Annotated in this window: 8 protein-coding genes; 4 read left to right on the top strand and 4 right to left on the bottom strand. The window is 72.1% G+C overall.

The genetic code is table 11. The features are described from left to right. Window positions 1–280: 280 nt before the first annotated feature. Complete coding sequence (gene soxR / locus Y09_RS16540; RefSeq protein ID WP_053918965.1) at window positions 281–784, bottom strand: redox-sensitive transcriptional activator SoxR; 504 nt, start codon at window positions 782–784, stop codon at window positions 281–283. Between the two features lie 105 nt (window positions 785–889). Here soxR and fdxA point away from each other — a divergent pair, with 105 nt between their 5' ends. Then, complete coding sequence (gene fdxA, locus Y09_RS16535; protein WP_010551989.1) at window positions 890–1,219, top strand: ferredoxin; 330 nt, start codon at window positions 890–892, stop codon at window positions 1,217–1,219. A 60-nt stretch (window positions 1,220–1,279) separates the two neighbouring features. On the opposite strand, the gene Y09_RS16530 is transcribed toward fdxA, so the two are convergent. From Y09_RS16530 to Y09_RS16520, 3 genes are all read right to left on the bottom strand, one after another. Further along, window positions 1,280–1,945, bottom strand: a complete 666-nt coding sequence (locus Y09_RS16530; protein ID WP_053918964.1) for a hypothetical protein — start codon at window positions 1,943–1,945, stop codon at window positions 1,280–1,282. Beyond that, on the bottom strand, window positions 1,942–2,280 hold the full coding sequence (locus Y09_RS16525) for a hypothetical protein (protein WP_053918963.1): 339 nt from the start codon (window positions 2,278–2,280) through the stop codon (window positions 1,942–1,944). The genes Y09_RS16530 and Y09_RS16525 overlap by 4 nt, the downstream gene beginning before the upstream one ends. Before the next feature lie 71 nt (window positions 2,281–2,351). Next, window positions 2,352–3,449, bottom strand: a complete 1,098-nt coding sequence (locus tag Y09_RS16520) for a YafY family protein (RefSeq protein WP_053918962.1) — start codon at window positions 3,447–3,449, stop codon at window positions 2,352–2,354. Between the two features lie 62 nt (window positions 3,450–3,511). On the opposite strand from Y09_RS16520, the gene Y09_RS16515 reads away from it, so the two are divergent. The 3 genes from Y09_RS16515 (at window position 3,512) to Y09_RS16505 (ending at window position 8,501) form a co-directional block, all read left to right on the top strand. Continuing rightward, the gene (locus tag Y09_RS16515) at window positions 3,512–5,749 is read left to right on the top strand and encodes an ATP-binding cassette domain-containing protein (RefSeq protein WP_053918961.1); all 2,238 of its coding nucleotides are present in this window, start codon (window positions 3,512–3,514) and stop codon (window positions 5,747–5,749) included. Window positions 5,750–5,786: 37 nt separating this feature from the next. Beyond that, window positions 5,787–6,068, top strand: coding sequence for a hypothetical protein (locus Y09_RS16510; protein ID WP_053918960.1), 282 nt, complete (start codon window positions 5,787–5,789; stop codon window positions 6,066–6,068). 546 nt (window positions 6,069–6,614) lie between these two features. After that, the gene (locus Y09_RS16505; RefSeq protein WP_053918959.1) at window positions 6,615–8,501 is read left to right on the top strand and encodes a DUF222 domain-containing protein; all 1,887 of its coding nucleotides are present in this window, start codon (window positions 6,615–6,617) and stop codon (window positions 8,499–8,501) included. Window positions 8,502–8,516: the final 15 nt, after the last annotated feature.

The raw sequence follows: 8,516 nt of genomic DNA, 5'->3' as shown, positions 1-8,516 counted from the left end.
CTTCCCCGAGATCGAGGGATCCAGCGCGCCGTAGTCGTAGTCGAGATCGGGAAGCGTGTATTCAGCCATGATCAGTCCTTCCTTTCGTCGAACCCCGCCGGTCCGCCCGGCGAGCAACAGCTCGACCATAGAACCTCGAGTCCGCTTGAGGGCAAACCGGAGCGTCATACTTCGCCATCAGCGGACGGCTGTGGACCGGCGCGCGACGGCCCGGCGGCCGACGCCCCGCACTCGGCGGCCGTCTCGCGCGACTGCAGGGCGCCGGCCGCCCGCCCCGCACTCACGTCCGCTCGTCGCCGCCGTCGTCTCCTTCGTCGTCCTCGATGACGTCCTCGAGCCGGCGGGGCCCGGCGCCGGTCGCGGCGAGCGCGTCGTCGGGGTTCAGCAGCGCGCAGGCCTTCAGCGAGAGGCAGCCGCAGCCGATGCAGCCGGTCAGCTCGTGCTCGAGCCGCTCGATCGCACGTCGGCGCTCCTCGAGGGTGCGGCGCCAGCGGCGGGAGGCCCGCTGCCAGTCGGCGTGGGAGGGCGTGCGGTCCATGGGGACGTCGCCGAAGGCTGCGCCGACGTCGGCCAGCGGGATCCCGAGGCGCTTGGCGACCGAGACCAGGGAGACGCGGCGCAGCATGTGCCGGGCGTAGCGTCGCTGGTTCCCGGCGGTGCGCACGGAGGCGATGAGCCCCAGGTCCTCGTAGTAGCGCAGGGCGCTCGCGGCGACGCCGGTGCGTCGGCCCATCTCACCGATGGTCATGAGCTGCTCGGGCTCGTGGGGCGCATTCACGAGCATCCCCTCCCTCCGCCTTGACCTCAAGTGCACTTGAGATCCTACGGTGCTCGCAGCACGGCGGGAAGAGCCCGCACCGCCCCACCGCTCCTGGGAGGACCGCCTCCGATGACCTACGTGATCGCCCTGCCCTGCGTCGACGTGAAGGACCGCGCCTGCGTCGACGAGTGTCCCGTCGACTGCATCTATGAAGGCAGCCGGATGCTCTACATCCAACCGGACGAGTGCGTGGACTGCGGCGCCTGCGAACCGGTCTGCCCGGTCGAGGCGATCTTCTACGAGGACGACACCCCGGACGAGTGGGCGGAGTACTACAACGCCAACGTCGAGTTCTTCGACGAGCTCGGAGCGCCCGGCGGCGCGGCGAAGATGGGCGTCATCGAGAAGGACCACCCGCTGGTCGCGGCGTTGCCGCCACAGGAGAACCCGCTGGAGTGAGGTCAGGGAGTGCCCGGCGCGGTGCCGCGGAAGCGGTCCGGCGGGGCACCCGTCGCGCACTCAGTGCTCGTCCTGCCGGGCCCTGGTCCTCGTGAGGTGTCGTGCACGCTCGGCATCGGTCGCGGCCCTCCCCGGCAGGTCCCGGAACCCGGCCTGCGCGAAGCTCCCACCGCCGTCGGCCTCGGGACGCCACCAGACCCCTGACTCCTCGAGTCGCAGCAGTGCGACGGTGCGTTGCCCGATCACGCGGGTGGTGAGGCCGCGATCCAGGTACGCCATGGCCATCGCGACCGCGGCATCACCCTCGCCGTAGTCATAGCCCTCCGGGCACCCCACCGTCCAGGGGCCGATGTCGACCTCGATCTCGTCCTCCTCGTCGACGGGCTCCTCGGCTTGCCGGACGACGACCGGAAGCTCCGCCGCGGCGTCCGAGGTGAGCGTGACGTCGCCGTCCTCTCCGACATGACGGGCCACCTCGGCGGAGCACCGCGAGTGGATCGCCGCCGCGACGATCTCGCGGCTCGTCTCCGCATCAGGCCGTCCGACCAGGACGACCCCTGTCTGAGGCAGATGCAGACTCGGCTCCCTTCGCACCCTGACCAGGACCTCCGCCACCACCCAGACGGCCGCTGCGTACGGGAGAAGGAGGATCATCGCACCGAGCATCAGCGGTGCGAGCACGATGAAGAGCACGACGTTGCCCAGCCCGGCGAGCAGCCGGTTCACGCCCGTTCCCCTGCCGCCCGCCCAGCCCGCGCACGGAGCAGCCACGTCGGGCGCTCCCGCACGCCGAAGGGCCACCCCGGACGCTCGCGGACCACCTCGAACCCCAGCCCGCGGATCTCCTGTCGGAACCCGCGGTACTCGGCCTCCAGCCGCTTCGCAAGCTCCCGGGCGACGGGCGGAGGATCGTCGAGATACAGCTCGCCGTACGCACCCTCCATCTCCTCGCCCCACGCGTGGATCCGCGCGATGAGGTCGGCAGGGAGCACCTCGTCGAGGTCCGGCAGCTCGTCCGGCTCTTCGTCCGCCCATTCGAAGAGCAGGGCGTAATCCCACATGAAGCGGACGCGACGCGGCTCATCCCTTCCAGCCCGTCTCGGGTCCTCTCCTCGAGCCCGTTGCGGTGCGCTCATCCCGGCTCCTGATCCTCGTCGACTCGTCCCGGGCTCGGTGCACCACGGCGCTCCAGCTCGTCACCGCGGAGCGTACTGCCCTCGTCGTGCGCCGCGAGCACGGCGCGCGCCTGCGCGAGCACCGCCTGGCGAACCTCAGCGGGCCCGAGCACCCGCGCGGTGCCCGGCAGCACTGCGAGCAGGTGCGGCACCCAGGCCGCGTCGCGCACATGGGCGACCACCCGCGTGGCCCCTCCCTCCCCAGGCGAGAGCTCGAGCTCCTCGTAGGGCAGGGCATCGGCGATCTCCGCCGGCGTGGCCGAGACCTCGAGCTCCACCCGCTGCCGCCCTCGGCGCACGGCCTCGCGCAGGTGCTCGCCGCCCGCGCCCTCCGGCACGGCCCGCGGGACGAAGCGCGCTCCGGTGGGAGCGATCACGTGCAGGCGGTCCACCCGGAACGTCCGCCAGCCCTCCCGCGTGCGGTCCCAGGCCAGCAGGTACCAGCGGGCGTAGCGGTGGACGAGCCGATGCGGCTCGACCTCCCGTCGCGTGCACTCCTCCCCATCGCGTGCATGCGCGACGCGCACCGCGCGGTGGTCGTAGATAGCCTGGGCGAGCGCGGAGAGGGCTCCGGCCTCGACGTCGGGGGCCGACGGGACCCCGACCTCGAGCGCCTCGTGGAGGGCGCCGGCCCGGGGACGGAGCCGGGGCGGGAGGAGCTGGAGAAGCTTCGCGCGGGCCTGCTCGGCGGCCTCGGCGATGCCGCCCGGCCCGTCGGCAGTTCCGTCGGCCGATCCGTCGTTCATCCCGCCGCCCGCTTCCTTGACGCGGCGAGCGCCCGACGCCGCCACGATCGCGAGCCCCACCTGCATCGCGACCGCCTCGTCGTCGTCGAGCAGCAGCGGCGGCATCCTGGTGCCGGCGGTGAGCCGGTACCCGCCGCCGGGGCCGCGCCGGGACTCGATCCCGTAGCCGAGCCTGCGCAGACGCTCCCCGTCCCGGCGCAGGGTCCGCTCGCTCACCCCGAGTCGGGCGGCGAGCTCCGGCCCCGACAGCTCCCGTCCCGTCTGCAGCACGGCGAGCATCTCCAGCGCACGTCCGGTCGTCTCCGTCATGGTCGGAGAGTACCCGGGATTGCGGCCGGAACCTGACCGGATCCCTCGCTAGCGTCGCCTCCATGAGCACTCCGACGATCCGCCTCCGCGGCGCCCGCACCCACAACCTGCGCGCCCTCGACGTCGACATCCCCCGCGACCGCCTGGTTGTCGTGACCGGACTGTCCGGCTCGGGGAAGTCCTCGCTGGTGTTCGACACGATCGCCGCGGAGGCGGGCTTCCAGCTCAACGAGACCTATCCCCCGTTCACGCGGAACCGTCTGCCGCGCTGGTCCCGGCCCGAGGTCGACGAGATCCACGGCATCTCCCCCGTCATCGTCATCGACCAGAAGCGCCTGGGCGGCTCGGCCCGCTCCACCGTGGGCACCGCGAGCGAGGCGTGGAACGCGCTGCGGCTGCTGTTCTCCCGCCTGTCGACCCCGCACGTCGGCGACTCCGGCCGCTTCTCCTTCAACCTGCCGGGCGGCATGTGCCCCACCTGCTCGGGGCTCGGCCAGGTGGTCACCAGCGCGGTCGACCGCTTCCTGGACCTCGACCGCTCCCTCTCAGGCGGCGCGATCCGCCTGCCCGGCTTCGGCAACGGCGGCTACTGGTACCGCCAGTACGCGGACATCGGCAGCTTCGACCCCGACACCCCGCTGCGGGAGTGGAGCGAGGACGAGCGGCAGGCGCTGCTGCGCGGCGGGGAGGCGGCGGCGCGGCTGGGCCCCCGCCCGCCGTCCGACTACGAGGGGGTCGTCGAACGGTTCGAGCGCATATACCTGCACACCTCCGACGAGCTCTCCGAGCGCAAGGCCGCCACGGTCCGCGAGTTCACCCGCTCCGAGCCCTGCCCGGAGTGCGCGGGCGATCGCCTGGCCGCCCCCGCCCGCACCGCCCGCCTGGCCGGTCACACGATCGGCGAGATGTCGCGGCTGGAGATCACGGAGCTGACCAGGGTGATCGCCGGGATCGACGAGCGGGCGGTGGCGCCGGTGCGCGATGCCCTGGTGCGCCGTCTGCGGGCGATGTGCGACATCGGCCTCGGCTACCTGCAGTTGGCACGAGCGACGACCTCGCTCTCCGGCGGGGAATCCCAGCGGCTGAAGACCGTCAAGCATCTCGGCTCGAGCCTCGTGCAGATGCTGTACGTGATCGACGAGCCGACGATCGGCCTGCACCCCCGGGACGTCGGCGCTATGCTGCGCCTGCTCGAGGAGCTGCGGGACAAGGGCAACTCGGTGCTCGTGGTCGAGCACGATCCGACCGTGATCGCTGCGGCGGACCACGTGCTCGAGATCGGTCCCGGCGCCGGCGCCGCGGGCGGTCGCCTGGTCTTCCAGGGCACGCCCGACGAGCTCGCAGGCGCCGACACCGCGACCGCACGAGCGCTGCGTCGGCCCCTCGACCTCTCCCGCACGGCCCGCAGCCCGCGCGGCAGCCTGCCGGTGCGCGGGGCCCGACGGAACACCCTGCAGGACCTGGACGTCGACATCCCCCTCGGCGTGCTCACCGTGCTCACCGGGGTGGCCGGCTCGGGCAAGTCGAGCCTCGCCGCGGAGCTGGTTGCGCAGCACGAGGCGGTGGTCGTCGACCAGCGGCCCGTGGCCGGGAACCGGCGCTCCACCCCGATCACGTACACCGGCATCGCCGCCCCGATTCGGAAGCTGTTCGCCTCGCGGCACGGGGTGGAGGCGGGTATGTTCAGCGCGAACTCGCGCGGCGGCTGCCCGGCCTGCGAGGGACTCGGCGTGCTCCGCACGGACCTCGCGTTCATGAACGGCCAGGAGACGGAGTGCGAGCACTGCTCCGGCACGGGCTTCGCGCCCGAGGTGCTCGAGATGCGGCTGGACGGGCTGAGCATCGCCGACGTCGAGGCGCTGACCATCAGCGAGGCCGTCGAGCGGCTCCCGTCGGCGACGGTGCGGAAGGGGCTGGCGGATCTCGAGGCGGTGGGGCTCGGGTACCTGCGGCTCGGCCAGGCGCTCTCGACGCTCTCGGGCGGGGAGAGCCAGCGGGTGAAGATCGCCCGGGAGCTCCGCTCCGCGGCGCCCGGGAGCCTCTACGTGCTGGACGAGCCGACGACCGGGCTGCACCTCGAGGACGTGGACACCCTGATGGGCGTGCTCGATCAGCTGCTCGAGGCGGGGCACACCGTGGTGGTGATCGAGCACGCCCTGGAGGTGATCCGCCGGGCCGACCACCTCATCGACCTGGGGCCCGGGCCGGGCCGGCACGGCGGACGGATCCTGTACGAGGGGCCGGTCGCGGAGATCCGGGGGACCGCGACCGCGGAGGCGCTGGGACTCCCGGGTTCCTGAGCACGCGGCATGTTCCGGCCCCCTCTACGATTCCCCCATGGACGATGCCCGTCCGCCCCGACGCGGGCGGCGCTCCCCCGGGGACCTCTCCCTCGCCCTCGGTCTGATCGCGCTGCTCTGCGCCCTGATCCCGATCATCGGCGACGTGCTCGCCGTGCCGCCGGGCCTCGCAGCCGTCGTCCTGGGATATGTCGGGGTCAGCCGCCACGACCGCGGTCTCGAGCACCGCGCCCTGCCCGCCTATGCCGGCGCGGGACTCGGCGCGATCGCACTGCTCCTCGTGGCGGTCTCGCTCATCGCCACGCACGACACCGCCTGAGGCCGACGGGACGGCCCCGACCTCCGGCCACCCCGCGAGTCGCCGGGGCGGGTGGGGTGCGCTCGCGCGGACCGGTTCGGCATGCTCGCGCAGCACTCACCGTCACCTCGTACGTCTGTTCGATTGGACGATCACGGCGACTCGACAGTTTCTCGGGTGACACCATCGTCGATACACGCAAAGCAACCTCCGGGCGCGTGTCTCGGATTCTCTCCGAGCCGACCGCGGCGACCGTTCCTGCTTCGTGAGCAGTGCGACCTCCCTGAACCCCGTTTCTCTCTGCCTCTCGCGGGACGACTCCCCCGCAGATCTGGCATTCGACATCGGCCCAGGCGAACCGGACGATATGTCCGAAGCATCGCACGTCGGAGCAGCTCGCCGGCCGCACTCTCCTGACGCGGATCCCGCCGCTGCCGCCACATCCGGACAGGACCACCCTCCCCACTGTTCCTCCACACGCCCCGCTTTTCCACATTCTATGCACAGCTGTGGAGGGGTTTCTGACGGACCCTTCCCTCTATCCAACTGACATGCGATACTGGTCACATGACAGAGGATCCGCAGCGACGCGACGACACCGGGGAGGCCGACGACGGCCACCATCCGGTGCACGACGTCTCGCCTGCGGACGGTGCCGCTGAGGGCGCGCCGATGCCGGTGGACGTACCCGTGCGCGTGGAGGTGAGAGCGGTCCTCGTCGGAGAGGTCGACATCGCGGCGGCCCGGACAGCCCTCATGACGCTCGGCGTGCAGGGCTCCCCGTCGCTCGACCGCCTGTCCGTAGCAGAGACCAAGGCGCTGCTGTCGAGCATCGTCGGGATCGAAGCTGCTCTGGATGCGGTGCGAGCCCGTGCGCTGGTGCGCCTCGAGGCCGCGGTGAAGGAGGACTGCCTGCAGCGCGAGGAGAGCCCGCGACAGGCGATGCAGGTCGCCCGCTCCGAGGCGTCGCGGATGCTCAAGGAGTCGCGGTCCGTGGCCGGTCGGAGCCTGGCGACCTGCCGTCGACTGGTCCAGAGCATGCCGGGCATGCTCACCGCCCTGGCCGAGGGCACGCTGAACCCCCGCTCGGTGCACACCGTCGGCTCGGCGATGGGGCCGGTGCCGCCGCACGTGCGGGAGATGGTCGACACGATGCTCACCGCACAGCTCCCCGACCTGCAGGACTGCGGCACCCGGGAGATCTCCGACCATGTCGCGCGGATGCTCCATGCGCTGGATCCGGAGGGTGCGGCGGAGCGCCACCGTCGGGCGATGAACGACCGACACGTCACGATCACCCGCGAGGACCACGGCATGGCCTCCGTGCGGGCGCTGATCCCGGCGATCGACGCCGCCCGGATCCGGAAGGGACTGTCCGTCGCGGCGGAGGGCGCCCGCGCGGCCGGCGATCGGCGCGGCCACCAGCAGATCATGTCGGACATGTTCGCCGACGCCCTGGTCGGCCGGAGCGACGGCATCGATCCGACCACCCTGGACATCGGGATCATCATCACCGACCGGTCCCTGCTCGCCCCGGCGCACGCCGACGCGGCGACGATCGAGGGATTCGGGCCGGTCCCCTACGACCACGTCCGCGAGGCGATGCTGCGGGCCCTGGACTCCGGGAACGAGGACACCGACCTCGCCCTGACGATCCGGAACCTCTACGCCGACCTCGACGACGGCCAGCTCGTGGGGGTAGAGGCAAGGTCCAGAACCTTCCCAGCCTCCCTGAGGCGCTTCCTCACGCTCGCCCACCAGACGTGCCGTGCACCGTTCTGCAACGCCCCGATCCGCCAGATGGACCACATCGTGCCCTGGTCGCAGGGTGGTGCGACCAGCCTCGACAACGGCAACGGCACCTGCGGCGGGGACAACCAGAAGGAGGAGTCCGGGGAGAGCGTCGGCGTCATCCACGACGAGGACGGGACGCGGCGCACGGTCGAGTGGACCACCCGCTACGGCCAGAAGTCGCGGCGGGGCGGCATCAACTTCGACCCGGTCGGCACCTACCGACGGCAGCGCCGGCGTCAGCTGGCGGAGTCCGGCATCGCAGGCCTGTCGGCGCCTCCCGCCGCAGACTCTTCCACCTCTGCCCGCCCTGCTCTCCCCGCAGCCACCGCAGTCGACGGCGTCCCGCTGTCCGCTGCCGAGACTCCTCCCGTCGTCGAGGGCTCCCTCGAGACGGCGACCCCGCCCGTCGCATCGCCCCACGGCACCGGAGCGACCGGAGAGGAACCAGCGCTGGACGAGGGCTCGTCGGCGAACGGATGGTCGACGATCTACCGGGCCTTCGACCGCCTGCAGCTGCGGATCACGGACCTGCCGATCATCCGGCCCCGCCCTGTCAGCGACGGCGTTCTCGTCCTGCTGGACGACATGGCCGGGGGCAGTGCTCCAAGACCGTCGCAGCCACCTGGACCGACGGACGCTCCCGAGCCCCCAGCGCACTGATCCGGAGACCGCACA

This window comes from Brachybacterium sp. SW0106-09 (assembly GCF_001293905.1).
GTDB lineage: Bacteria > Actinomycetota > Actinomycetes > Actinomycetales > Dermabacteraceae > Brachybacterium > Brachybacterium conglomeratum.
The sequence above is the reverse complement of the archived record's forward strand: the minus strand, read 5'-3'. Positions and strand labels throughout refer to the sequence as shown.

Excerpts from the sequence above, each read along its gene's own strand:
- Y09_RS16520 (WP_053918962.1), bottom strand. The coding sequence starts at position 3,449 with ATGACGGAGACGACCGGACGTGCGCTGGAGATGCTCGCCGTGCTGCAG.
- soxR (WP_053918965.1), bottom strand. The coding sequence starts at position 784 with ATGCTCGTGAATGCGCCCCACGAGCCCGAGCAGCTCATGACCATCGGT.
- Y09_RS16515 (WP_053918961.1), top strand. The coding sequence starts at position 3,512 with ATGAGCACTCCGACGATCCGCCTCCGCGGCGCCCGCACCCACAACCTG.
- Y09_RS16525 (WP_053918963.1), bottom strand. The coding sequence starts at position 2,280 with ATGTGGGATTACGCCCTGCTCTTCGAATGGGCGGACGAAGAGCCGGAC.
- Y09_RS16510 (WP_053918960.1), top strand. The coding sequence starts at position 5,787 with ATGGACGATGCCCGTCCGCCCCGACGCGGGCGGCGCTCCCCCGGGGAC.
- Y09_RS16505 (WP_053918959.1), top strand. The coding sequence starts at position 6,615 with ATGACAGAGGATCCGCAGCGACGCGACGACACCGGGGAGGCCGACGAC.
- fdxA (WP_010551989.1), top strand. The coding sequence starts at position 890 with ATGACCTACGTGATCGCCCTGCCCTGCGTCGACGTGAAGGACCGCGCC.